This is a genomic window from Actinoplanes sp. NPDC024001 (genome assembly GCF_040638955.1).
Classification (GTDB): Bacteria; Actinomycetota; Actinomycetes; order Mycobacteriales; family Micromonosporaceae; genus Actinoplanes.
The window spans coordinates 1-22,417 of the sequence record NZ_JBEZZB010000053.1 but is presented as its reverse complement, the minus strand read 5'-3'; the positions used below and the strand labels follow the sequence as shown (position 1 = coordinate 22,417).

Annotated in this window: 26 protein-coding genes; 13 read left to right on the top strand and 13 right to left on the bottom strand. The window is 72.9% G+C overall.

All coding sequences use genetic code 11. From position 1 onward, the window contains the following. Nucleotides 1-27 precede the first annotated feature (27 nt). Nucleotides 28-681: an HAD hydrolase-like protein gene (locus tag AB0F81_RS21610; RefSeq protein WP_360199896.1), complete on the bottom strand. Its 654-nt coding sequence runs from the start codon at nt 679-681 to the stop codon at nt 28-30. Between the two features lie 71 nt (nt 682-752). Between AB0F81_RS21610 and AB0F81_RS21605 the strand changes: the two genes are divergently transcribed. Next, a complete protein-coding gene (locus AB0F81_RS21605; RefSeq protein ID WP_360199894.1) occupies nt 753-1,070 on the top strand; it encodes a hypothetical protein in 318 nt (105 codons plus the stop codon). Next, entirely contained in the window at nt 1,070-2,332 is a 1,263-nt protein-coding gene (locus tag AB0F81_RS21600) for a DUF6745 domain-containing protein (RefSeq protein WP_360199892.1), read from the top strand. The genes AB0F81_RS21605 and AB0F81_RS21600 overlap by 1 nt, the downstream gene beginning before the upstream one ends. A 34-nt stretch (nt 2,333-2,366) precedes the next feature. Here AB0F81_RS21600 and AB0F81_RS21595 read toward each other — a convergent pair whose 3' ends face one another. The 9 genes from AB0F81_RS21595 to AB0F81_RS21555 form a co-directional block, all read right to left on the bottom strand. Beyond that, nucleotides 2,367-3,023: a hypothetical protein gene (locus AB0F81_RS21595; protein ID WP_360199890.1), complete on the bottom strand. Its 657-nt coding sequence runs from the start codon at nt 3,021-3,023 to the stop codon at nt 2,367-2,369. Between the two features lie 49 nt (nt 3,024-3,072). Continuing rightward, nucleotides 3,073-3,933, bottom strand: coding sequence for an STM4011 family radical SAM protein (locus tag AB0F81_RS21590; RefSeq protein WP_360199888.1), 861 nt, complete (start codon nt 3,931-3,933; stop codon nt 3,073-3,075). Beyond that, the gene (locus tag AB0F81_RS21585) at nt 3,920-5,224 is read right to left on the bottom strand and encodes an STM4012 family radical SAM protein (protein ID WP_360199886.1); all 1,305 of its coding nucleotides are present in this window, start codon (nt 5,222-5,224) and stop codon (nt 3,920-3,922) included. The genes AB0F81_RS21590 and AB0F81_RS21585 overlap by 14 nt, the downstream gene beginning before the upstream one ends. After that, nucleotides 5,221-6,063 carry an STM4013/SEN3800 family hydrolase gene (locus AB0F81_RS21580; protein ID WP_360199884.1) on the bottom strand — a complete coding sequence of 281 codons (843 nt, stop codon included), beginning with the start codon at nt 6,061-6,063 and terminating at the stop codon, nt 5,221-5,223. Before AB0F81_RS21580 ends, AB0F81_RS21585 begins: the two co-directional genes overlap by 4 nt. Beyond that, a complete protein-coding gene (locus AB0F81_RS21575; protein ID WP_360199882.1) occupies nt 6,056-7,420 on the bottom strand; it encodes an STM4014 family protein in 1,365 nt (454 codons plus the stop codon). Before AB0F81_RS21575 ends, AB0F81_RS21580 begins: the two co-directional genes overlap by 8 nt. Further along, nucleotides 7,420-8,340: an STM4015 family protein gene (locus AB0F81_RS21570; RefSeq protein WP_360199880.1), complete on the bottom strand. Its 921-nt coding sequence runs from the start codon at nt 8,338-8,340 to the stop codon at nt 7,420-7,422. Before AB0F81_RS21570 ends, AB0F81_RS21575 begins: the two co-directional genes overlap by 1 nt. A gap of 117 nt (nt 8,341-8,457) precedes the next feature. Then, nucleotides 8,458-9,165, bottom strand: a complete 708-nt coding sequence (locus AB0F81_RS21565) for a siderophore-interacting protein (protein WP_360199878.1) — start codon at nt 9,163-9,165, stop codon at nt 8,458-8,460. Beyond that, nucleotides 9,162-9,932: an MBL fold metallo-hydrolase gene (locus AB0F81_RS21560; protein WP_360199876.1), complete on the bottom strand. Its 771-nt coding sequence runs from the start codon at nt 9,930-9,932 to the stop codon at nt 9,162-9,164. Before AB0F81_RS21560 ends, AB0F81_RS21565 begins: the two co-directional genes overlap by 4 nt. Then, entirely contained in the window at nt 9,932-11,080 is a 1,149-nt protein-coding gene (locus tag AB0F81_RS21555; RefSeq protein WP_360199874.1) for an MFS transporter, read from the bottom strand. Before AB0F81_RS21555 ends, AB0F81_RS21560 begins: the two co-directional genes overlap by 1 nt. Nucleotides 11,081-11,129: 49 nt before the next feature. Here AB0F81_RS21555 and AB0F81_RS21550 point away from each other — a divergent pair, with 49 nt between their 5' ends. From AB0F81_RS21550 to AB0F81_RS21535, 4 genes are all read left to right on the top strand, one after another. Further along, entirely contained in the window at nt 11,130-11,855 is a 726-nt protein-coding gene (locus AB0F81_RS21550) for an FCD domain-containing protein (RefSeq protein WP_360199872.1), read from the top strand. Next, nucleotides 11,824-12,357 (top strand): GNAT family N-acetyltransferase, encoded by a 534-nt coding sequence (locus AB0F81_RS21545; protein ID WP_360199870.1) that lies wholly within the window; start codon nt 11,824-11,826, stop codon nt 12,355-12,357. The genes AB0F81_RS21550 and AB0F81_RS21545 overlap by 32 nt, the downstream gene beginning before the upstream one ends. Before the next feature lie 171 nt (nt 12,358-12,528). Then, nucleotides 12,529-13,875 carry an FAD-dependent oxidoreductase gene (locus AB0F81_RS21540; RefSeq protein ID WP_360199868.1) on the top strand — a complete coding sequence of 449 codons (1,347 nt, stop codon included), beginning with the start codon at nt 12,529-12,531 and terminating at the stop codon, nt 13,873-13,875. 104 nt (nt 13,876-13,979) lie between these two features. Beyond that, nucleotides 13,980-14,555 (top strand): RICIN domain-containing protein, encoded by a 576-nt coding sequence (locus tag AB0F81_RS21535; RefSeq protein WP_360199866.1) that lies wholly within the window; start codon nt 13,980-13,982, stop codon nt 14,553-14,555. A gap of 51 nt (nt 14,556-14,606) precedes the next feature. Here AB0F81_RS21535 and AB0F81_RS21530 read toward each other — a convergent pair whose 3' ends face one another. Both AB0F81_RS21530 and AB0F81_RS21525 read right to left on the bottom strand, forming a co-directional pair. Then, nucleotides 14,607-15,386 carry an ABC transporter permease gene (locus AB0F81_RS21530; RefSeq protein ID WP_360199864.1) on the bottom strand — a complete coding sequence of 260 codons (780 nt, stop codon included), beginning with the start codon at nt 15,384-15,386 and terminating at the stop codon, nt 14,607-14,609. Continuing rightward, nucleotides 15,383-16,321 (bottom strand): ATP-binding cassette domain-containing protein, encoded by a 939-nt coding sequence (locus AB0F81_RS21525; protein WP_360199862.1) that lies wholly within the window; start codon nt 16,319-16,321, stop codon nt 15,383-15,385. Before AB0F81_RS21525 ends, AB0F81_RS21530 begins: the two co-directional genes overlap by 4 nt. A gap of 77 nt (nt 16,322-16,398) precedes the next feature. Here AB0F81_RS21525 and AB0F81_RS21520 point away from each other — a divergent pair, with 77 nt between their 5' ends. From AB0F81_RS21520 to AB0F81_RS21490, 7 genes are all read left to right on the top strand, one after another. After that, nucleotides 16,399-17,157: a TetR/AcrR family transcriptional regulator C-terminal domain-containing protein gene (locus AB0F81_RS21520; protein WP_360199860.1), complete on the top strand. Its 759-nt coding sequence runs from the start codon at nt 16,399-16,401 to the stop codon at nt 17,155-17,157. Next, on the top strand, nt 17,154-17,912 hold the full coding sequence (locus AB0F81_RS21515) for an ABC transporter permease (RefSeq protein ID WP_360199858.1): 759 nt from the start codon (nt 17,154-17,156) through the stop codon (nt 17,910-17,912). Before AB0F81_RS21520 ends, AB0F81_RS21515 begins: the two co-directional genes overlap by 4 nt. Nucleotides 17,913-17,960: 48 nt before the next feature. Next, complete coding sequence (locus AB0F81_RS21510) at nt 17,961-18,359, top strand: helix-turn-helix domain-containing protein (protein WP_360199856.1); 399 nt, start codon at nt 17,961-17,963, stop codon at nt 18,357-18,359. Beyond that, the gene (gene modA / locus AB0F81_RS21505) at nt 18,356-19,123 is read left to right on the top strand and encodes a molybdate ABC transporter substrate-binding protein (RefSeq protein WP_360199854.1); all 768 of its coding nucleotides are present in this window, start codon (nt 18,356-18,358) and stop codon (nt 19,121-19,123) included. The genes AB0F81_RS21510 and modA overlap by 4 nt, the downstream gene beginning before the upstream one ends. Then, complete coding sequence (locus AB0F81_RS21500; RefSeq protein ID WP_360199852.1) at nt 19,120-19,941, top strand: ABC transporter permease; 822 nt, start codon at nt 19,120-19,122, stop codon at nt 19,939-19,941. The genes modA and AB0F81_RS21500 overlap by 4 nt, the downstream gene beginning before the upstream one ends. Further along, nucleotides 19,938-21,002: an ABC transporter ATP-binding protein gene (locus AB0F81_RS21495; RefSeq protein WP_360199850.1), complete on the top strand. Its 1,065-nt coding sequence runs from the start codon at nt 19,938-19,940 to the stop codon at nt 21,000-21,002. Before AB0F81_RS21500 ends, AB0F81_RS21495 begins: the two co-directional genes overlap by 4 nt. A gap of 162 nt (nt 21,003-21,164) precedes the next feature. Further along, nucleotides 21,165-21,899 carry an SDR family oxidoreductase gene (locus tag AB0F81_RS21490; protein WP_360199848.1) on the top strand — a complete coding sequence of 245 codons (735 nt, stop codon included), beginning with the start codon at nt 21,165-21,167 and terminating at the stop codon, nt 21,897-21,899. Here AB0F81_RS21490 and AB0F81_RS21485 read toward each other — a convergent pair. Next, on the bottom strand, nt 21,837-22,417 hold a 581-nt coding region (locus AB0F81_RS21485; RefSeq protein WP_360199846.1), incomplete at its 5' end, for a helix-turn-helix transcriptional regulator. The genes AB0F81_RS21490 and AB0F81_RS21485 overlap by 63 nt on opposite strands.

Sequence of the window (22,417 nt, the reverse complement as noted above, 5' to 3'; positions counted from 1 at the left end):
AAGAAACCTGACAACCGGCGTCCGGTTTTACAGTTGATCCACCACGGCGACGAGATCCGGGAAGGCCTCGATCGACGCGGTGACGTGACGGGGGTCGAAGTCCTCGAGGCGCCGGACGCCGCTCTGCAGGCAGGCGATGAAGCGGATGCCCGCCCCGCCGGCGGCGAGCGCGTCGCCGGGCGAATCGCCCACGTAGACGCAACGGTCCGGGGTCAGCCCGGTCTCGGCCAGCAGCTCGTCGAAGGCGCGCGGGTCCGGCTTGCGGAACCGGGTGTTGCCCTGGTGGTAGGCGCCGGTCACCCGGCCGGCGAGCACGTGGTCCGGCGCCAGCATGTGCTCGATCTCCTCCTGCGCGCGGGAGGTCAGCAGCATCACGGTCCGGCCGGCGGCGACCAGTTTGTCCAGCGCCGCCAGGTTCTCCGGCGGGATCACGTCGAGCCGGCCGTCGGCCAGGTACTCCTGGTGGGCCACCGGGAACAGCTCGGCGAAGCGGTCCAGGTCCAGACCCGGCGAGCGGTGCGGCATGGCGTCCAGCAGCACCTCGCCCCAGGTGGCCAGGTGCACCGCGCGGGACATCGGCGGGCGGCCCATCCGGGCGAGAACCTCGTTCTCCAGCTCGAACGAGGCCGCCTCGGTCAGGCACAGGGTGTCATCGACGTCCACGATCACGGCCTCGATCATGGGCGTCAGCGTAACTTGTCGTACCCCGGCGATACGGTTCGGCTGTTGCTCGGCGGATCGGGGGAGGCTTCATGTACCGGCAGGGTGATGTGCTGATCGTCGCGGTGCCACCGGCCGAGGTGCCGGCCTGCGCGCCGGTCCCGCGCGACCGTCGCGGGCGCATGGTGCTGGCCCGCGGCGAGGCCACCGGTCACGCGCACGTGATCGGCGGCCCAGGCCTGCGATTGCTCGCCGACCTCGACGATCCGGAGCGGATGTTCGTCGAGATCCCGGAATACGGGCGGGTCACCCACGAGGAGCACGGGCCGATCTCGCTGCCCTCCGGGCACTATCGGGTGGTGCGCCAGCGGGAGTACATCCCGGGCGCCTTCCGGCCGGTGGCCGACTGATGCGGCTCACCCACGCCCAGGAGGCGATGGCTGCCGCCATCGAGGACCAGTGGCTGGCCTCGGCGTTGGCGACCGGGCCGGCGGATTTGCAGGCCGCAGAGCAGGGGGTCCGTGAGGCGTACGCGCTTGTGGGCGCCGAGCCACCGGAGCGCATCTTCTGGCTGGGGTCGCCGCGCGCGGGTGCGGCCGCCATGGCGCTGCTCTCCGGAGCGGCGGTGCCCGAGGGGCCGTCCTGGGTCGCCGAGGTGGTCGAGGAGCTGCGCGCCCAGGGCTGGCGGCCAGAGAGCTCTGCCGGCCGGATGCGGGCTGACTCGTGGGAGTCCGGTCGTCGGTCGCTGAGCGATCAGACGCGTGGTGGGGCTGGTCGGTCGCTGGGCGGTGATGGTCGGCCCTTCGGTGGTCAGGTGCGTGGTGGGGCTGGCCGGTCGCTGCGTCATCGGGTGCGGACTGAGCCGTGGGCCGCTGCCCGTGCTGCGGCTGCCGCCGAGCTCGGCGCCGATGGCTGGGCGCAGCTCGGCGCGGCCGCCGGGCGCCGGTCGTGGGGCCTGGTGATGGACCGGGTGGCCGGCCGGCTGCGGCTGCGCCTCGGCGAGGACCTGGCCGCTGACCTGCCGGCGGCCCGGTCCCCGGTGCTCGACGCGATCTACGGCCAGCACGACGGCGCCTGGCTGTCCACCTTCGAGGCTGCCGACCGGCTCTGCCCGCAGGCCGGCCTCATGAAGCCGCTGGCCGGTTTGGCGGCCGTCGCGCGCCACGCCGGCTGGTGGTGGGCGAGCGAGCGGTTCGCGGTGCTCACGGCGCGGCCCGGCACGCTCGCCCGCGACAACGTCGGCCGATTGCACCGCGGTGAGGGCGCCGCCATGGAGTTCCCCGACGGATACGGTCTGTGGGCCTGGCGCGGCATGCCCATCCCGGTCTCGCTGGCGGCCGAGCTGCCCCGGTTGAGCATCGAGCGCATCCGCGCGGAGAGCAACGCCGAGATCCGCCGCGTCATGCTCGAGCATTTCGGCTACGACCGCTATCTGCGCGAGTCCGGCGCCCGCGAGCTGAACACGGACGCCACCGGCACGCTGTGGTTCCTGGATCTGCCGGGCGACGAGCCGCTGGTGATGGTCGAGGTGGTCAACGCGACGCCCGAGCCCGACGGCACGAGCCGCGTCTACTGGCTGCGGGTGCCACCGGGCACGCGGACGGCTCGGGAGGGGGTGGCTTGGACGTTCGGGCTGAGCGCGGAGGAGTATCAGCCGCTCGTGCAGACGTAACGTCTTCCCGCCGGGCCCGATGCCCCGACTTCGCTCACCGATCCGGCCGGCCGGATCGGGAGGGCGAGGGTTGGTCGTCGGCTGTCGCGCCGTGCAGGAAGAGGTCGACCACGCGCTCGGTGGACAGCGCCGACGGGGCCTCGTCCGAGGAGCGGGCGCTGCTCAGCGCGACGGCGAGGAAAGCCTCGGCGAGGGCGTCGGGTGGGAAGCGCAGGCGTCGCAGGTCCGGCTCCAGCAGCCTGGTGACGGCTGTCCGGATCTCGGGCAGGTCGCCGAGGCTCTGGAAGTCCTCGCGCTGGAACGGCTGCGCCAGCGGTTCGGGGGACGGGCCGCTGGGCGGGTAACCCGCCTGCTCGAAGGCATCGAGGTCGGCGCGCACGCGGTGGTAATAGGCGTCCAGGATGTCGACGACCTCGGTCAGGCGCGCCGCGAGCGGCTGGTCGAGGCGGATCGCGTCCAGTTTGCGCACCTCCTCGGCGGGGTCGAGCATCACGCCGAGGTGCGCCGCCAGCGTGGCGGTGCACGCCAGCAGCACCGCGTCCTTGTCGGGGAAGACGGTCAGCAGGGCTTCCTCGGTGATGCCCGCGGCCTGGGCGATCTGCGGCATGGTCACCGTGGTGAACTCGCCGAGCAGGGGCACTGCCGCCCACACGACGGTCTGACGGAGCTGGTCTGCACTCGTCTCGGCCATCAGCGTTCCTCCGGGCTCGCTACCCGGGACCGTACGACCTGGGCGCAAGCTACCAGCCGGCGGGGATGCGTTCGAGCAGGCCGTCGGCGTACACGTCGCGCAGGCGCAGCGGCTTGAGATGCACGTACCCGATGTGGCAGTCGCAGAGCGAGTTGGTGCAGGCCCGCGGCCGCAGCGCCGCGCGCCACGTGCCGTCGTAGAGGTTGCCGATCGGCGCCGGGATGAAGTGGCAGCGGCGGACCGTGCCGTCACCGATCACCGAGATCGCGGTTTCGCCGGCGTGGCACGGCAGGCCGAGGGAGGCGTGCGGGCGGACGCTGTCGCCGAAGCGCGGGTCGAGGGCGGTCCACCGCTGTTCCTCCTCTGCGGTGTAGAGGTGACCGTCGGCGGCGTTCACCCACAGATAGACCGAGTCCGGCAGCGCGGCGCGCAGGGCGATCGCCTCGTCGTAGTGCTCGGGCAGGCCGACCACGCCGACCGAGTAGCGGACACCCCGCTCGTCGAGGCTGCGGCAGCGCTCCAGGAACCGGTCGCGGGTGACCTGGCCGGGATGGTAGGTCGCCCAGAGCGCGGCCACCCGCGGGTTCGCTTCGGCGAGCCAGCCGGTGCGGGCGGCCAGGTTGGTCTGGATGGCGACCCGCGCGACGTGCGGCAGATGGGAGAGGCGGACGATCACCTCGCGGTACCAGGAGCGGGTCAGGCCCTCACCCCACGGCGTGAACAGCACCGACAGACGGCGATCGGTGGTGGCGGCCACCCAGTCGGCGAACCGGTGCAGGTCGGCCCGGTCGGCGCGCAGCAGGTCCGGTGGGTCGACCCGCTTGGCGAACGGGCAGTAGGGGCAGTCGTAGTTGCAGCTGGCCAGCGGGCCGCGGTAGAGCACGTAGAGGTCGGCGTCATCGGGGGACATAGGCGCCCATCGCCTCGCGGACCCGGCCGGAGACCAGCCAGGGGCCGATCGCGTCGGACTGGGCCAGGCCGTCGGGGGTGAGCGTGGTCCGGTCGGGCGTCAGCCAGCCACGGTCCACGAGTTCGCTCAGCTGCGGGAAGTCGTCGTCGTGGCGCCCACCGAACCGGGCCCGGTAGGCGGCCGCGTCGACGCCCTCGGCGCGGAGCAGGGACTTGAGCAGCCAGCGGCGGCGCTGTTCGACACCGTCGAGGCGGAAGCCGATCTCCGCGTACCGGAAGTCGTCGGCGGGACGGGACAGGTAGTCGTCGAGGACGGCGCGGACCTCGGAGACCGCGACGGCGTAGTCGAACGAGTAGTGCAGATCTGTCGTGTAGGAGCGGGAGCCGCAGCCCAGGCCGACGGTGCCGTCGTCCTGGCAGCAGTAGTCGGGTCCGTCCGGGGCCGGGGCGCCGGCGCGGCGGAACTGGCGCATCGAGTGCTGCACGTAGCCGGCGGCGGTGAGCACGTCCACGGCCTGCCGGTACAGCTGCTGCCGCTGGCGGTCCCAGTCGGCGCGGCCGTGCGCTCGGCGGCCGAGCCCGGTCAGCGGGCGCACGTAGAGCGGGTAGAGGTACAGCTCCTCGGGCCGCCAGCGCAGGGCCTCGTCGAGCGAATGCTGCCAGGTCTGCGGCGTCTGCCCGTCGATGCCGTAGATCAGATCGACGTTCAGCACCGGGACGCGCGCGGCGCGGATCGTCTCCAGCGCGCGCAGCACCTCGGGGAGCCGTTGCGGACGGCCGGCGGCGTGTGCCTCGCCGTCGAGGAAACTCTGCACCCCGATGCTGACCCGGGTGGTGCCGTGCGCCGCGAGGACGGCGAGGCGGTCCGGGGTGGCGGTGGCGGGGGACGTCTCGACCGACATCGGGACCGCGGTCGTCCCGAACGCGTCGAGGACGATGCCGAACAGGTCCTCGAGCTCGGGCGCGGTCAGATAGGTGGGGGTGCCGCCGCCGATCGCCAGCCGGGAGAACGTGGCGCCGGGGGAGAGGCTGTCGCGGACGGCGGTGGCCTGCCGGCGCAGCTGGGCGAGGTAGGCGGAGACCTGCTCGGCCGGTGGGTTGGCGCGGGTGAACAGGTTGCAGAAGCCGCAGCGCATCTCGCAGAACGGCAGATGCACGTAACCGAAGAGCGCATCCTGTTTCTCGGCCGCCCAGACCTCGGCCAGCGGCGGCCGGGGTTCCAGCTTCCGGTAGGCGGTCTTGTGCGGGTAGGCGTAGAGATAGCCCTGGTAGGGCGAGTCGTCGAGGGTCACGGCCGGGCCTTCCCGGCACCGGCGGCCGAGGCCGCGGCAGCGGGTGCGGCCGGCAGGACGAAGTCCGCGTACGGCACGGTCCACACCGCCTCGTGGGCGACCCGGTGGCCGACGTGGCCGTCCTCGCCGTAGAGGGTGCCGTGGTCCGAGCAGATGATCACCTGGCACGGCCGGCCGCGGCCGGTGACCAGGTCGAACAGCCGGCCGAGCAGACCGTCGACGTATTCCAGGGCGGCGGCGTGGCTGGCCGGGCCGTCGGCGTCCGCACCCGGCAGGTAGTGCCGGTTCGGCTGGTGCAGCGCGGCGACGTTGATGAACGTGAACAGCGGCTTCTCCGGCGGCAGCGCGGCGATGACGGTGCCGAGCCGGTCGAGCTGGGCGCCGAAACAGTCCGGCGCGGTCACCCCGAACGCCGGCTCCCAATACGCCTCGGTGAACAGGCCGGGCAGCACCCGGCCGAGTGGCGCGTCCGGGTTGAAGAAGCCGACGCCGCCGAGGCAGAGCGTGTGATAGCCGGCGGCGGCCAGGCCGGTCGGCAGGTCGGCGGCGTCGAAGACGAACGTCGCGGGCCCGCTGGACTCGCTGCCCGCGAACCGGGCGGCGAACAGGCGCTCGTGCGGGCCGGGCGTCACCGGGGTTGGCAGGAAACCGGCGAAGAACGCGTGGTGCGCGGCGTAGGTGAAGCTGGCCGGCGTGTGCCGCCGCTGCCACACCCCGCCGGGCAGCACCCGGGCCAGCTGAGGCGTCCGGCCGGAGGCCAGGCACTCGGCCGCGACGTCGTAACGCAGCGTGTCCAGGGTGACGAGGAGCAGGTCGTGGCTGCCGATCCGGTCACGCATGCGCGACCCAACCCTCGATCAGGGCGGCCACCTGCGCGCCGTAGGTGTCCGAGCCGTCGGCGAGCACGCCCGGCAGAAGGTCACCGAACGCGTTCACCTCGGCCACCGCATGGTCACGCCACCCCGCCCGGAACATAAGATCAACACCAACATGAAGGGTACGGGGGAAGCACGCCGCGACCCGTTCGCAGGTTTCCATCGCTGACCGCCACGACTGCTCCCCGGCCGCCGCACGCACCGAGGCCACGTCGCCGCGGGCGTTGCCGAGATGCAGGTTCGTCATCGGCGACCGGCTGGTCCGCACCACGATGTGCCGCGCCCGGCCGGCGATCACGACCACCCGCAGATCCAGGGTCCGCCCGCCGAGCCCCGCTTTCGGGAACCAGCGCTCCACATGCAGTCCGTCCGGCGCCAGCCGGTCGACGATCGCCGCCACCGACGCCTCATCCTCATAACGCCGCACCCGCAGGCTGTTGAACAGCCGCCCACCCTGCAACTCGACCGACGTGGTCGCCGCAACCCGCCCGCTGCTGGCCGTCCTTGCCGATCCGTCGCCCGAGGTCCCTGCCGGTCCCGTGTCGCGCGGGTCCGGTGTGGGCGCCGCGATCCGTCCGCTGCCGGCCGAACTTGCTGAGCCCGGGTCCGCGGGCGGTCCTGCATCGCGCCGGCCCGACGTGGTCTGCCCGCCGTGCGCTCCAGCCGAGCCCGCGTCCGCAGGCCCGGCCGGTCCCGCGCCCTGCCGGTCCGGCGCGGTCGCGGCGACATGCCGACCCGCGGCCGGGCTGAGTGGCTGCGGGTGCAGGGTGACGGACGACGCGCGCCGGGTGGCGACCGCCAGTGCGAGCACACCGGAGGCGGACGAGCCGTAGGCGGGTTTGACGAACACCCGGCCCCAGCCGGCCTCGCGCATCGCCGCCCGCAGCGACGCGTAGTCGTGGATCGAGCCGAGGGCCGCCGGCACCGGGATGCCGGCGGCGGCGAGCAGGGCGTGGCACCGCGGCTTGTCGGTCATGGTCAGGACGTCGTCGGCCTGGCTGAGCAGGGCACCACCGCCGCCCGAGATCCGGGACAGGGCCTGGCGCAAGCCGGCGTAGGCCGCCGCCGTCCCGAGGATCTCGCCGTGCTCCGCCGGGCGGGACGGGCGGCCGCTGCCCAGCTCGCGCAACAACAGGTCGACCTCGGCGTCCTCGCCGGGCGAGTCGATGCGCACAAGAACGCCCGGGCCGGGAACGCGGCCGTGGCGGAGCACGTCACGCCACGGATGGATCTCGGGTGCGGGCAGGCCGGCGCGGGCGACGGCCTCGGCGAACAGGGCGACCCGGCGATTGGCGGGGTTGCCGACGACGGCGAGGCGCACTACTCAGCGACCGCCGTGTATCGGCCCCACTCCTCCTCCTTCTGCCGGTCGGAGACGTCGACGTCGACGCCCGGCAGCTCGTCGGTGAGGCGCTGGGTCAGCTCGGGGCTGATGAAGTGGTGGCTGAGGTCGAGCCGGGTGAGGTGGGTGAGCGGCTGCCCGGTCAGCAGCGCCTCGACGCCGGTGTCGCCGAGCGCGCCCATCGACAGGTCGAGCTCGGTGAGGCGGGCGACGACCGGGGCCGCGGCGACGGCAGCGGCCACCTCGTCGGCGATCTCGGCGTTGCGCAGGCCGAGCCGGGTCAGCGCGGGCAGCGAGCGGCCGGCCAGGATCGGGGCGAGGTCGTCGGCGCGGGCGTCGCCGCCGTATTCGTCGACGCCGAGCCACAGCTCCAGGTGGGTGAGATTCGGCAGGTCGCTGGCGCCGACCGCGCGGACCGCCTCGGCGGGCAGCCCACCGGACTGCAGGACCAGCTCGCGCAGGGCCTCGTGGCGCACCGGCTTGAGCTCCAGCCCGTCGGCGCCGCGGACCCACAGGTGCTCCAGTGCGGGGAAGGCGGCCAGCACCGCGGTGATGTCGCCCTGCTGGATCCAGGAGATCTCGCACTCCTCGAAGGTCATCTCGCCGATGAACAGCGAGCGCAGGGCGCCGAGCCGCCCGGCGTTGTCGACCAGCACGTCGAACGGGAAGGCCCGCTCGTAGGACGAGCCCCAGTCGCCGGCGATCAGCGCGGTCGGCCCGCCCGGCCCGCACCGCTTCAGCAGCGCCTCGAGCGCCTCGGCGAACTCGTCGTCCTCGGCCTCGGAGTCGTCCACCGAGACGCGCCAGGCCACCGCGGCCGGGTCAGCGGGGCTCTCCGCCGCGTCCCACGCCACGATCGGCAGGCCCGCGAACGTCGTCACATGCTCGTTGATGGTCACCCGGACTCCCTCGGCCGCTGTCGCCCTCACCCGATCAGTGCCGAGACGGTAGCAACCCCCACCGACACTTTCCGGCCGGGCGGCGGATCGGCGCCGAGCCGGCGTCCGAGTAGCCCGTCAGTCGCCGCCGGCGCCGAAGCCGGGCCGGCCCGGTGCCCACTGCGGCTGCGATTGCACAGCCCGCCGCGACCACCCCCGCTGCTCGAGATGCCGCTGAATCAGGCGGCACGTCTCACTCTCACCGGCCACGTAAGCCGCACCTGACCCGCCCGGCAGCTCCAGATCCTGCACCGCCCGCAGCAGTACACGGGACCCGACAGCGGACCCACCACCTCGATGCACCCACGGCAGCGGCGGCAGCCCCTCCACGCCCGGCACCTCCTCACCGGGCCCGCCCGCCTCGAAGACCCCGCACACCCGCGCCGCGGGCGGCAGCGCGGCCCGCATCGCCAGCAGTGGCACCGCAGCCGTCTCATCCCCGATGAACAGGTGGAACCCCGCCCGCTCATCAAGCGTGATCTTCCTGCGCGGCGGCTCGACCGTGATCCGGTCGCCCACCGCGACCTCACCGGCCCAGGCGCACCCGGGCCCGCCTTCCGCATGCGACAGGACCCGGATCGTCAGCGTCGCGTCCCGCGCGCTGTGCCGCCAGATCGAGTAGACCCGGCGGGCATGCCCCTCCCCGTCCGGCACCCGGACCACCAGGTGCGCACCGGCCCGGAGCCGCAGTCGCGGCACCTCCGGCCCGGTGAGCTCGATCTCGCGCATGTGCGCGGTGACCTCGCTGACCGACCGGACCCGGGTCGGCAGAGCGGCGCGGTTCACCCGGCTCGCCGGAGCAGCTCGGGGTCGTGCGCGTTGACGATGCTCAGCCCGGGATCACCCGCGGCCCACAGTTGCCGCAGCCGTTCGTGGTTGGCCCGCGCCAGTGCCCGATCGTGGGCGATCATCCGCTCGGACCGGGCCAGCAGGCGCGGCACCGGGCTGCCGTCCAGTTGCCCGCGGTGGTAGAAGGCGTCACCGGTGTGCAGGATCCACCGCTCACCGGCGTCGACGGCGACCGCCGCGTGCCCGCGCGTGTGCCCGGCCAGCCCGATCAGCACCACGCCGGGCCGGATCTCGGTCGCCGCGGCGAATCCCCGCCATCCCGTGCCCCGCGCCGGGTCGTGTTCGACCAGGTCGGGCCCGTGCGCGTACTGCGCCGGCAGGTAGCGGTAGCGCTCGTTGCGGGTGCGTGGATGCCGCGCGGCGCCGGCTTCCGCGGCGGTCAGGTGGACGCGTGCCCACGGGAAGTCGGCGAGGCCACCGGTGTGGTCGCCGTCGAAGTGGGTGAGCACGATGTCGCGGACGTCCGACGGCGCGTACCCGAGGCGTTCGACCTGGCGGATCGCGGTCTCGTCCGGGTCGAGGGCGGGCCGCAGCAGGAACCGGGCGGCGCCGATGCGCCGGGCCGGGTCGGCCGCGTCCCGCAGGCCGAAACCGGAGTCGACCAGGAGCAGGCCGTCGCCGGTCTCGACGAGCAGGACGTGGCAGACCAGGGCGGGGGTGAGCGGCGGGCGCATGGTGCCGCAGTTCAGGTGGTGGACCTTCATCAGCTTCCGGCCTTCACGAGGGTCGTGTCGCGAGCGGCGGCCGCGCCGGCCGCGATCTGGAGCAGTCCGAGGACCATCAGCATGAGGAGACTGGCCTGCCAGGCGCCAGTGCGTTCGGCGAGAAATCCGGCGGCGACCGGCCCGGCCGCGGCGAGCAGATATCCCAGGGACTGTGCCATTCCGGACAGCCGGGTGGTCTCGGCCTGGGTACGCCCGCCCAGGCTGATCAGCGTGAGGGCGGTGACCAGCGCGGCGCCCTGCCCGATTCCGGCGACCACGGCCCACAGCACCGCGAGCTGCGGCGCGGTGAGCAGGCCGAGGACGGCGAGCACGGTCGGCACGCTCGCGGCGACCGCGCCCAGTGCCCGCCGGTGCGGGTGCCGCAGCAGGATCGGGACGGCGAGGCCGCCCGCGATCCCCATGCCCTGGAAGACGAACAGGTGCAGCCCGGCGGTTCGCTCCGACACCCCGTTGGCGATCTCGATCGTCGGCAGCCAGGTGACCAGCACGTAGAAGCAGGTCGACTGCAGGCCCATGAACGCGGTGATCAGCCACGCTTTCGGCTGCCGCCACACGGTGACCGTCCGGCCCGGCCCGGCCCGGGCCGGGGGTGGAACCGGCACGCGGGCACGGGGCGCCCACACCGCGGCCACGAACAGCGCCAGCATCGACCACACCGCGAGCGCCAGGCGCCAGTCGGCGGTGTCGGCGATCGGCACGGCGACGGCCGACGCGACCGAGGCGCCGATGGTGATGAAGGCGGTGTAGACGCCGGTCGCCCGCGACACGTTGGCCGCGTAGTCCCGTTTCACGATCGCCGGCACCAGCACGTTGCCCACCGCGATCGCGCAGCCGATCACCAGCGTGCCGGCCCACAGCCCGGCATCGCCGGTGTAGGACCGGACCACCCCGCCCGCGGCCAGCACCAGCAGCGCTCCCAGCACCGCCCGTTCCGCCCCGAACCGCGACGACGCCCGGTGCACCTGTGGGGAGATCAGCGCGAACGCGAGCAGCGGCAGCGCCCCGAGCACACCCTGGGCGACCTCGCCGAGGTGCTCGTCGGCGCTGATCTGCGGCAGCAGCGGCCCCACCGTGGTGATGGCCGGCCGCAGGCACAGGGCGACGAGAAAGATGGTCGCGACGATCATGGGCGTCCTCGGGCAGCGTGTGCAGATGTCCAACATTTACACTAGGCGGGTGAGCCCGATTCGTCAGGTGCCCCTGGTCCATCAGATCTCCGACGAGTTCCGGCAGCTCATCGCCACCGGGCAGTGGCCGGTCGGCACGAGGATCCCCGGTGAGCTGCAGCTCGCCGAGGAGCTCGGGGTCAGCCGCGGCACGGTCCGCGAGGCGCTGCGCTCGCTCAGCCTGACCGGCCTGCTGGAGCCGCGGGTCGGCGACGGCACCTACGTGCGGGCCACCAACGAGATCACCGGCGTGCTGGTCCGCGACGCGGCGGCGGCCCTGACCCAGGTTCTCGACGTGCGGGCCGGTCTGGAGGCGGCGGCCGCCCGCCTCGCCGCCGCCGGCGGCACCGGCGAGGACCTGACGGCGCTTGCGGCCGCAGCAAGGGCGCGCGATGCGGCACACGAGGCGGGCGACTTCGAGGCGTACGTCGCAGCCGACGCCGCGTTTCACCGGGCGGTGGTGACGGCCGGCGGCAATCCGCTGCTGATCCGGCTCTACGACGCGGTGGCCGAGGTGGCGGCCGCGTCGATCGAGCACACCGCGACGCTGCCGGAGGATCCGCGGATCGTCGACGCGCACACCGCCCTGGCCGATGCGGTGCTCGGCCGCGATCCGGACGCCGCGGTGGGCGCGGCCTACGCGCTGATCGACACGGTCAAATCCGGTTTGCTTCAGCGGGGGTCCGACCCGCAAGCTACCGGGCATGGAACCACCCGAGATGATCAACGCCGGTGAGCTCGTTCTCAAGCGCTGGGAGCCGGAGTGGGCGCAGGAGGGCGCGGCCGCGGTCCAGGAGTCGCTGGCCGAGCTGAAGCCGTTTCTGCCGTGGGCGACCGACGGCTACGACGTGGCCGCCGCCCGGGCGTATATCGAGATGTCGGTGGAGAACTGGGCGAAGGGCACCGAGTTCAACTACGCCATCTTCACCACGGTCGGTGATCTGATCGGCTCGATCGGCCTGATGACACGGGTGGGGCCGGGCGCTCTGGAGATCGGTTACTGGCTCCGTACGCCGTGGGCCGGGCGCGGGCACATGACCGCCGCCGTCACGGTGCTGACCCGGGTGGCGCTCACCCTGCCGGGCGTCGAGCGGGTGGTGATCCAGCACGACATCGCCAACCCGGCGTCGGCCGCGGTCGCGGCCAAGGCCGGTTTCACCGAGATCGACCGGGTCGCGAGCGACCCGGCGATCCACGCCGGCACCGGCGTCACGGTGATCCGGGAGTTTCGCCCCTGAGTTGTACGGATTGACCCCTCACTTGTACGGCCGCGCGGGTAACGGGTGACGAACACCGCATTGACCGCCGCTGCATTGATCTCAACCGGGGTTGAGGTTCTACTGTCGCAGGCGACCTGTCGAAGATCTTGGCTCCGGCCGGACTCTTAGCGCGAGTGAGGGAAAGCAACCATGGACCGCCCCCTTCGGGTTGCCGTCATCGGAGCCGGCCCGGCCGGCATCTACGCTGCCGACCACCTCATCAAATCGTCGGAAACGGTCACCGTTGACATCTTCGACAAACTCCCGACCCCGTACGGCCTGATCCGTTACGGCGTGGCACCGGACCACCCCCGGATCAAGGAGATCATCACCGCGCTGTTCCGGATCCTGGACAACCCGCGGATCCGCTTCATCGGCAACGTCGCGTACGGCGTGGACGTCAAGCCGGAGGAGATGAGCCGCTTCTACGACGCGACGATCATCGCGACCGGCGCCGAGAAGGACCGGGCCCTGGACATCCCGGGCATCGACCTGCGGGGCAGCTACGGCGCCGCGGACTTCGCGTCCTGGTACAACGGGCACCCGGACGTCTCGCGTGACTGGCCCCTCGAGGCCAAGGAGGTCGCCGTCATCGGCGCCGGCAACGTCGCCGTCGACGTCGCCCGGATCCTCGCGAAGACCGCCGACGAGCTGCTGGTCACCGAGATCCCGGACAATGTCTACCAGGCGCTGAAGCAGAGCCCGGTGACCGACGTGCACGTCTTCTCCCGGCGCGGCCCGGCGCAGGTCAAGTTCACCCCGCAGGAGCTGCGCGAGCTGGACCACTCGCCGAACGTCGAGGTGATCGTCCACCCGGAGGGCATCGAGTTCGACGAGGGCAGCCTCGAGGCGATGCGCAAGACCCGGCACGTCAAGATGTGCGTGGACATCCTGCAGAACTGGGCCGTGCGCGACCCGCGGGACCGCCCGCGCCGCCTGCACCTGTACTTCCTGCAGGCCCCGGTCGAGGTGCTCGGCGAGGACGGCAAGGTCGTCGGCCTGCGTACCGAGACCCAGGAGCTGACCGGTGACGGCTGGGTGCGCGGCACCGGCGAGTTCACCGACTGGCCGGTGCAGGCGGTCTACCGCGCCGTCGGCTACCTCAGCACCGCGCTGCCCGACCTGCCGTTCGACACCAAGACCGGCACCATCCCGCACGACGCCGGCCGCGTCCTCGACCTCGACGGCGAGCACATCCCCGGCATGTACGTGGCCGGCTGGATCAAGCGCGGCCCGGTCGGCCTGATCGGCCACACCAAGGGCTGCTCCGGCGAGACCGTCACCAGCCTGCTGGAGGACGCGGAGAAGCTGCCGCCCGCACCGCAGCGCGACCCGGCCGAGGTGGTCGAGTACCTGTCGCAGCGTGGCCTGCAGCTGACCACCTGGGAGGGCTGGCAGAAGCTGGACAGCCACGAGATCGCGCTCGGCGAGCCGCACGGCCGCAAGCGCGTCAAGGTCGTCCCGCGCGACGAGATGACCGACATCTGCAACAGCTGATCCTGGGGTCCCGCCGGCGCTCGCCCGGCGCCGGCGGGGCACACGGCGAGGAATATTCACATTAGACTCCCCGCGAGATTTGATCATCTTCGTTGGGGGAGCGAGTGAACAAAGCAATCCGCCGGTTCGTCACCGGCGCGGCCGTCGTGGCGGGTTTCCTGGCCGTGACGGCCGTCCCGGCCGCGGCCGTCGAGGGTGGCCCGACCCACGTGCTGCGCAACCTGAACAGCAACGACGCGGTCGCGGTGCAGGGCGCCTCGAAGTCGAACGGAGCGCTGGCGATCCAGTACCCGTTCAAGAACAACGGTGTCGACAACGACATCATGGTTCTGGAGTACGTCGACCAGAACGCCAACGACTGGGTCCGGCTCAAGCCGCTGCACGCCTTCACGCCGGACGGCAACGTGCACAACGACAAGTGCCTGGCCGTGCAGAACGCGGCGACCGGCAAGGACAAGGCGATCATCCAGTACACCTGTACCTACGGTGACACCAACAACGACGTGTGGCGCGAGCAGATCGTCAAGCGCGCCAACGGCACCACGTACTACCAGTTCCGCAACGTGCACAGCGGCATGTGCATGGTGGTGAAGGGCGCCGTCAAGACCGACGGTGCGCAGCTCATCACGCACGACTGCGACGGGGGCGCGAACACCCTCTGGAACCACAGCTGGTTCTGACGATCCGGGGCGAGGCCCCGCGGACCGCACCGGTCCGCGGGGCCTCGTCGTTCAGGCGCGCAGCCGCCGGTAGGCGCGCGCCGACAGCGGGGCGAAGATCGCCACGAGCAGCACCGGCCAGCCGATGGCGAGCCAGATCGCCGCGTCCGCGAGCACGCCCTCGGTGATCCCGGTCGGATTGCCGAACAGCTCACGAGCCGCCGTCGCGGTGGCCGACAGCGGGTTCCACTCGGCGAGCGCGCCGAGCCAGGCCGGCATCGTCTCCGGGGACACGATCGCCGTGGAGAGGAAGCCGATCGGCCAGACCAGCACCTGCACCGCGGTGGTGGCGCCCTCGCCGCGGAAGGTGAGGCCGAGGAAGATGCCGATCCAGAGCACCGCGAACCGCAGCAGGAGCAGCAGGAGCACGGCCAGCACCGCGGACGCCGGGTCGGAGGTGATCCGCCAGCCGATCAGCAGGCCACCGACGATCAGCACGAGCAGCTCGATCGCTGAGTTGGCCATGTCGGCGCCGACCCGGCCGAGCGCCACCGACGCGCTGCCGATCGGCATCGAGCGGAACCGGTCGGTGATGCCCTTGCGGGCGTCGTTGGCCATCGCGGTGGCGGTGGACTCGACGCCGAACATCATGCTCAGCGCCATCATGCCGGGCAGCAGATAGGTGATGTAGTCGCCGCCGCCCGGCAGGGTGATCGCGCCGCCGAAGAGGAAGCCGAAGACCAGCAGCAGCATGATCGAGAAGAGCAGGTTGAAGATCGGGCCCCACGGCTCGCGGGCCCAGTGGGCCAGCTCCCGCAGGGTGATGATCCAGCCGGCGCGCAGGGTGGTCATCGGGCGGGCTCCTTCTCGGTCAGGGTGAGGAACACCTCGTCCAGGGTGGGGCGGCGCAGCAGCAGGTCCTCGGGGGTGACGGCCAGCTCGTCCAGGGCGCGGACGACCCCGGCCAGGGCGGTCACCCCGGCCAGCTCGAACGTGACGGTGCGGGTGTCGTCGTCGGTGACCCCGTCCTCGCCGAGCGCGGCCGAGAGCTGGTGCGCGACGTCGTGCAGGTCGTCGCGGAGCCCGACGGTCACGGTGACCCGATCCCCGCCGATCTGGCGTTTCAGTGCCTCGGGCGTACCGTTGGCGATGATCCTGCCGTGGTTCATCACCGAGATCTCCGAGGCCAGCTGGTCGGCCTCGTCGAGGTACTGCGTGGTGAGCAGCACCGTGGTGCCGCGGGCGGCGGTCTCCCGGACCGCGGCCCAGACCTCGTTGCGGGCGCGCGGGTCGAGGCCGGTGGTCGGCTCGTCGAGGAAGAGCACCGCCGGGGTGAGGATGAGGCCGGCGGCGATGTCGAGCCGGCGGCGCATGCCGCCGCTGTAGGTGGAGACCGCCCGGTCGGCGGCGCCGGCCAGGCCGAAGATCTCGAGCAGCTCGTCGGCGCGGGCCCGCGCCCCGGACTTGCCGAGGCCGTAGAGCCGGCCGAACATCACCAGGTTCTGCCGGCCGCCGAGGACCTCGTCGACCGCGGCGTTCTGCCCGATCAGGCCGATGCGCCGGCGCACCTGCGCGGCCTGGGTGCGCACGTCGAAGCCGGCCACGGTGGCGCTGCCGGCGTCGAGGTCGATCAGGGTGGCGAGCGCCTTGACCGCGGTGGTCTTGCCGGCGCCGTTGGGACCGAGCAGTCCGTGGATCACTCCGGACGGGATGTGCAGGTCGAAGCCGTCGAGGGCGGACAGGTCGCCGTACCTCTTGCGTAGTCCCTCTGCTGCCAGGGTGTGCACTGCCGCTCCTAACTCCGTATGCCTTACGGAAAAACGATGCGCCAAACACCGTACACCCCACGGGGTAATATGCGCACATGGAAAATCAGGACGTCGACCGCACGCTCGAGTTGCTGTGGCGCCGCAAGCTCGGCGTCCCGCAGGGCTCCCGCGGGCCGAAACAGCGGGTCAGCGTGGACGAGGTGATCCGCGCCGGGATCACGGTGGCCGACGAGGAGGGCCTGCCGGCGTTCTCCATGCGCAAAGTCGCCGACCGGCTCGGGCTCAAGTTGATGTCCGTCTACACCTACGTGCCGGGCCGCTCCGAGCTGATCGGCCTGATGGTCGACGAGGCGATCGGGGAGGTCCCGCACCCGCCGCACGAGGGCCCCCTGCGGCAGCGGCTGGCCGGGGTGGCCCGGCACCTGTGGGACGAGTACCACCGGCACCCCTGGCTGCTGCAGATCGAGAGCAGCCGGCCATGGATCGGCCCGCACGGCTGCGACCGGTACGAGTGGCAGCTGGCCGCCCTGGAGGGTGCCGGCTTCACCGACCTGGAGATGGACCAGCTCGTCACCCTGATCGGCGACTTCACCGCCGGCTCCGCGCGCACGTCGGTCGCGGCCCGCGCCACGGCCGAGCGGTCCGGGATCTCCGACCTGCAGTGGTGGGAGGTCAACGCGCCGATCCTGGACCGGGTGATGCCGCCCGGCGCGTACCCGCTCGGCGGCCGGGTCGGCACCGTGGCCGGGCAGGAGTACAACGCGGTCGGCGACCCGGACCGCTCGTTCCGCTTCGGCCTGGACCGGCTGCTCGACGGCGTCGAGCTGCTGCTGCGCGAACGGGTCGAGTCGTGACCGGTGGCGCCGTCGCGGTCGGCCCGGTCCTGGCCGTCGTCCTGGCGCTGCTCATGATCATCGCGGCCGGGGCGGGCGCTGCCGGCCGGCTCGGGGTGAGTCGGGCGGTCGTCACCGCCTCGCTGCGCGCGGTGCTCCAGCTGGCCGTGGTGTCGCTGCTGATCGCGGCGGTGGTCCGGTCCTGGTGGGCGACCGCCGCCTTCATCCTGCTGATGGTGCTGGTCGCGGCGTTCACCTCGGCCCGCCGGGTCGGCTCGCGCCGGCACGCCCGCCTCGTCGTCCTGCCGATCGCGGCGGGGGCGCTGCCGGTGGGCGCCCTGATCGTCGCCGCCGGCACCACGCCGCTGACCGAGATCGCGGTGCTGCCGATCGCCGGCATCCTGATCGGCGGCGCGATGACCGCGACCTCGCTCTCCGGGCGCCGCGCGCTGGACGAGCTGCGCGACCGCCACGGCGAGTACGAGGCGGCGCTCGCCCTCGGTTTCCTGCCCCGCGACGCCGCGCTCGAGGTCTGCCGGCCCACCGCCGGGCAGGCGCTGGTCCCGGCCCTGGATCAGACCCGCACGGTCGGGCTGGTCACCCTGCCCGGCGCGTTCGTCGGGGTGCTGCTCGGTGGGGGATCGGCGGTGGAGGCCGGCGCCACCCAGCTGCTGGTGCTGGTCGCCCTGCTCGCGGTCGAGGCGATCGCGGTCGCGGTGACCGTCGAGCTGGTAGCTGCGGGTCTTCTCTCTCGCGCCGCTCCGCAAACGCGATGAAGAAGACCGGCTTCCCCTCGCATATGCATAGCCGATAGGGTCACCGCTGTGACGGAGTTCCGGATCGGCGAGGCCGCCGAGCTGCTCGGGGTCAGCGCCGACACGGTGCGCCGCTGGGTGGACGCCGGCCGGCTCCCGGCCGGCCGCGACGAGCACGGCCACCGGGTGATCGACGGCGCCGAGCTGGCCGCGTTCGTGCGCGCCAGGTCCGCCGAGCCCGACGAGCGCTCCGAGGAGTCGTCGGCGCGCAACCGGCTGCGCGGCATCGTCACCGCGGTCGTCAAGGACACCGTGATGGCCCAGGTGGACATTCAGGCCGGCCCGTTCCGGGTGGTGTCGCTGATGAGCCGGGAAGCCGTCGACGAGCTGGACCTGCGGGTCGGCTCGGTCGCGGTGGCAGTGATCAAGTCGACCACGGTCGTGGTGGAGCGCGGGGGGACCGGTTGAGGATTCGTTTCGTGGTGGCCGCCGGACTCAGCGCTCTGACGCTGCTGGCCGGGTGCGGGGAGAGCTCCCCGGAGCCCGGAGCGGCGAGCGACGGGCGGGTCAGCGGCACGATCACCGTCTTCGCGGCCGCGTCGCTGACCGAGTCGTTCACCACCATCGGCGAGCGGTTCGAGAAGGCTCACCCGGGGACGACGGTGACGTTCAGCTTCGCCGGCAGCTCGGGCCTGGCCACCCAGATCAACGAGGGCGCGCCGGCCGACGTCTTCGCCTCCGCCGCCCCGCAGAACATGACCGCCGTGACCAGCGCGATCAGCCCGGTCACGTTCGCGCGCAACCAGCTCGTCATCGTGGTCGCCAAGGGCAACCCGAAACGCGTCACCGGCCTGGCCGACCTGGCGAAACCGGACCTCAAGGTGGCACTCTGCGCCGAGGCGGTGCCGTGTGGCGCGGCCTCGGCGTCGGCCATCGCCGCGTCCGGTGTGAAGATCACCCCGGTCACCCTGGAACAGGACGTCAAGGCGGCCCTGTCCAAAGTGAAACTGGGCGAGGTCGACGCCGCGCTGGTGTACCGCACCGACGCCAAGGCGGCCGCGGCCGACGTCGACGGCATCGAGTTCGCCGAGTCGGCGAAGGCGATCAACGACTATCCGATCGCCGCGCTGCGCGACGCACCCAACCCGGCGGGCGCCCGGGCGTTCGTCGAGTTCGTGCTCGCCCCCGAGGCGCTGGCGGTGCTGACCGAGGCGGGATTCCAGGCGCCTTGACCACTTCGGAGGCGGTGCGACGCCGCCCCGGCACGGGCGCGCGCGTACCCGTACCCCTGCTGTTGCCCGCGGTTGTGGGCTTGCTCTTCCTGATCCTGCCGCTGGCGGGGCTGCTGGCCCGCACCCCGTGGGCGACGCTGCCGCAGCGGCTCACCGAGCCGGAGGTGGTCGAGGCCCTGCGGCTGTCGCTGCTCACCTCGACCCTGGCCACGCTGTTCTGCCTGGCTCTCGGGGTGCCGCTGGCGTGGCTGCTGGCCCGGGTGGATTTTCCCGGCCGCCGGGTGGTGCGGGCGCTGATCACCGTGCCGCTGGTGCTGCCGCCGGTGGTCGGTGGCATCGCGCTGCTGCTGGCGCTGGGCCGGCGCGGACTGATCGGTTCGTGGCTGGACAGCACGTTCGGGATCACGCTGCCGTTCACCACGGCCGGTGTGGTGGTGGCGGAGGCGTTCGTGGCGCTGCCGTTCCTGGTGATCGCGGTCGAGGGCGCGCTGCGCGGCGCCGACACCCGCTACGAGGAGGCGGCCGCCACCCTCGGCGCCACCCGCTGGACCGCTTTCACCCACGTCACGTTGCCGCTGGTCGCACCGGGGATCGCGGCCGGCGCGGTGCTGTGCTGGGCGCGGGCGCTCGGCGAGTTTGGCGCGACGATCACCTTCGCCGGGAACTTTCCCGGCATCACCCAGACGATGCCGCTCGCCGTCTACCAGACCATGGAGAGCGGCGACCTGGAGGGCGCCGTGGTGCTCAGCCTGATCCTGCTGGCGGTCTCGGTCACCATCCTCGCCGCCCTCCGCGACCGCTGGCTGACCGCGCCGTGAGCGCGCTGCTGGACGCCCGTCTCGTGGTGCGGCGCGGCACCTTCGAGCTCGACGTCGACCTGCGGATCCAGCGCGGCGAGACCGTAGCCCTGCTCGGGCCGAACGGCGCCGGCAAGACCACCGCCCTGCGCGCGCTGGCCGGCCTCACCCCGCTGGCGGGCGGGCACCTCACGCTCGACGGCCGCGACCTGGACCGGCCGCAGGCCCGGGTCTGGACGCCGCCCGAGGACCGCCCGATCGGTGTGGTGTTCCAGGACTACCTGCTCTTCCCGCACCTGAGCGCCCGGGACAACGTCGCCTTCGGCCCGCGCCGGCACGGGGTGGACCGGCGGACCGCGCACGCCACCGCCGACCGGTGGCTGGAGCGGGTCGGGCTCGGCGAGCAGGGCCGGCGCAAACCCCGGCACCTCTCCGGCGGGCAGGCGCAGCGGGTGGCCCTCGCCCGGGCCCTCGCCGTCGACCCGGTCCTGCTGCTGCTCGACGAGCCGCTGGCCGCGCTGGACGCCCGGACCCGGCTGGAGACCCGTGCCGAGCTGCACCGGCATTTGACCGCGCACCCCGGCGCCACCCTGCTGGTCACCCACGATCCGCTGGACGCGCTGGTGCTGGCCGACCGCCTGGTCATCGTCGAGCACGGGCGGGTGGTGCAGGAGGGCGACGCCGCCACGATCACCGCGCGGCCCCGCACCGATTACGTGGCCCGGCTGGTCGGGCTGAACCTCTACCGCGGGCGGGGCGACGGGCAGACCGTCGAACTGGCCGACGGGTTCGTCCTGACCACCACCGACACGGTGCACGGCGACGCGTTCGTGGCGTTCGCGCCCGCGGCGGTCGCGCTGCATCCGCACCGGCCCGACGGCAGCCCCCGCAACTCCTGGCCGGCGGTGCTGGCCGACATCCAGCGGCACGGCGACAACCTGCGCGTGCGGCTGGACGGGCCGATCACGGTGGCCGCCGACATCACCCCGGCGGCGGCCACCCAGCTGGAGCTGGAGCCGGGCCGGCGGATCTGGGTCGCGGTGAAGGCCAGTGAGACCCGCGCCTACCCCGACACCGTCTGACGTCACGAACCGGCGGGCTGTCCGGTCGTCATTGCATGGCTGTCATCACCACGCAACGCCGGGTGCGGACCACGCAGTCTCCGGGGCGCGACCGGGCTGTCCCGGGCGCGACGCTGAGGACCGTGGCGCAGCTGCCCGTTGCCGACCGGAAAGGACACTGACATGCGGATCGCGGTGCTCGGAGGGACGGGCCTGATCGGGTCCCGGGTGGTGCGGATCCTGACCGCCGGCGGGCACCACGCGCGGGCGTACTCGCTCTCCACCGGCCTGGACCTGACCAGCGAGAAGGAATTGCCGCAGGCGCTCAAGGGCGCCGACGTCGTGGTCAATCTGACCAACTCGCCGGCCCGTGACCACTCCTCGCTGGTCTTCTTCCGGCGGACCATGGAGAACCTGCTGGTGGCCGCCGAGGACGCCGAGATCGGCCATGTGGTCGTGCTCTCCGTGGTGGGCGCCGACCGGGTGCCGGCCGTGGCCTACTACCGGGCCAAGATGCTGCAGGAGGAGCTGCTGCGGGGCGGGCCGGTGCCGTTCTCGATCGTCCGGGCGACGCAGACGTTCGAGTCGGTCGGCGCGCTGCTGTCCGAGACCGCCGACGCGGACACGGTCCGGCTGCCCGGCACGCTGCTGCAGCCGATGGCCGCGGTGGAGGTCGCCTGGGCGCTGGCCGAGGTGAGCGTGGGCGCGCCGCTGCAGGACGTCCGCGAGATCGCCGGGCCGGAGGTGTTCTCCCTCGACGAGCTGGGCCGGATCACCCTGGAGGCCCGCGGCGACCACCGCAAGATCGTCACCGACGACGCCGCCGGCTGGTTCGCCGCCGTGCCGGGCCGGGCGCTAGTCGCCGGCAACGAGGCGGTCGTCGCCACCACCGAGTACCGCCACTGGCTGGCCGGCTGACCGGCCGTCCCGCAGCTGCTTGCGGGAGCCGATGCCGAGTTTGGCGTAGACCTTCCGCAGGCGCCACTCCACCGTGTGCGGGCTGAGGAACAACTGCGCGCCGATCTTCGGGTTGGTCAGCCCGGCGCCCGCGAGGCGGGCGATCTGCGCCTCCTGCGCGGTGAGCACGGAGGACACCTCGACCGTACGACGGCGCACGCTCTCCCCGGTGGCCGCCAGCTCCCGCCGGGCCCGTTCGGCGACCGCCTCGGCGCCCATCGCGCTGAGCGCCGGGTAGGCGGAGGCGAGCTGCTCCCGGGCGTCGGTGCGGCGGTTCTCCCGGCGCAGCCACTCGCCGTAGAGCAGCCGGGCGCGGGCGGGCATGATCCGTACCTCGGTGCGGCCGAGCAGCTCGATCGACTCGCGGTACCCGGCCTCGGCGGCGGCGCCGTCGCTGACCAGGGCGCGGGCCCCCGCCGCGGTGCCCAGCGCCCAGTCGGTGCCCGCGGCCCGGCACCCGGTGCCACGCCCGGCGCTCC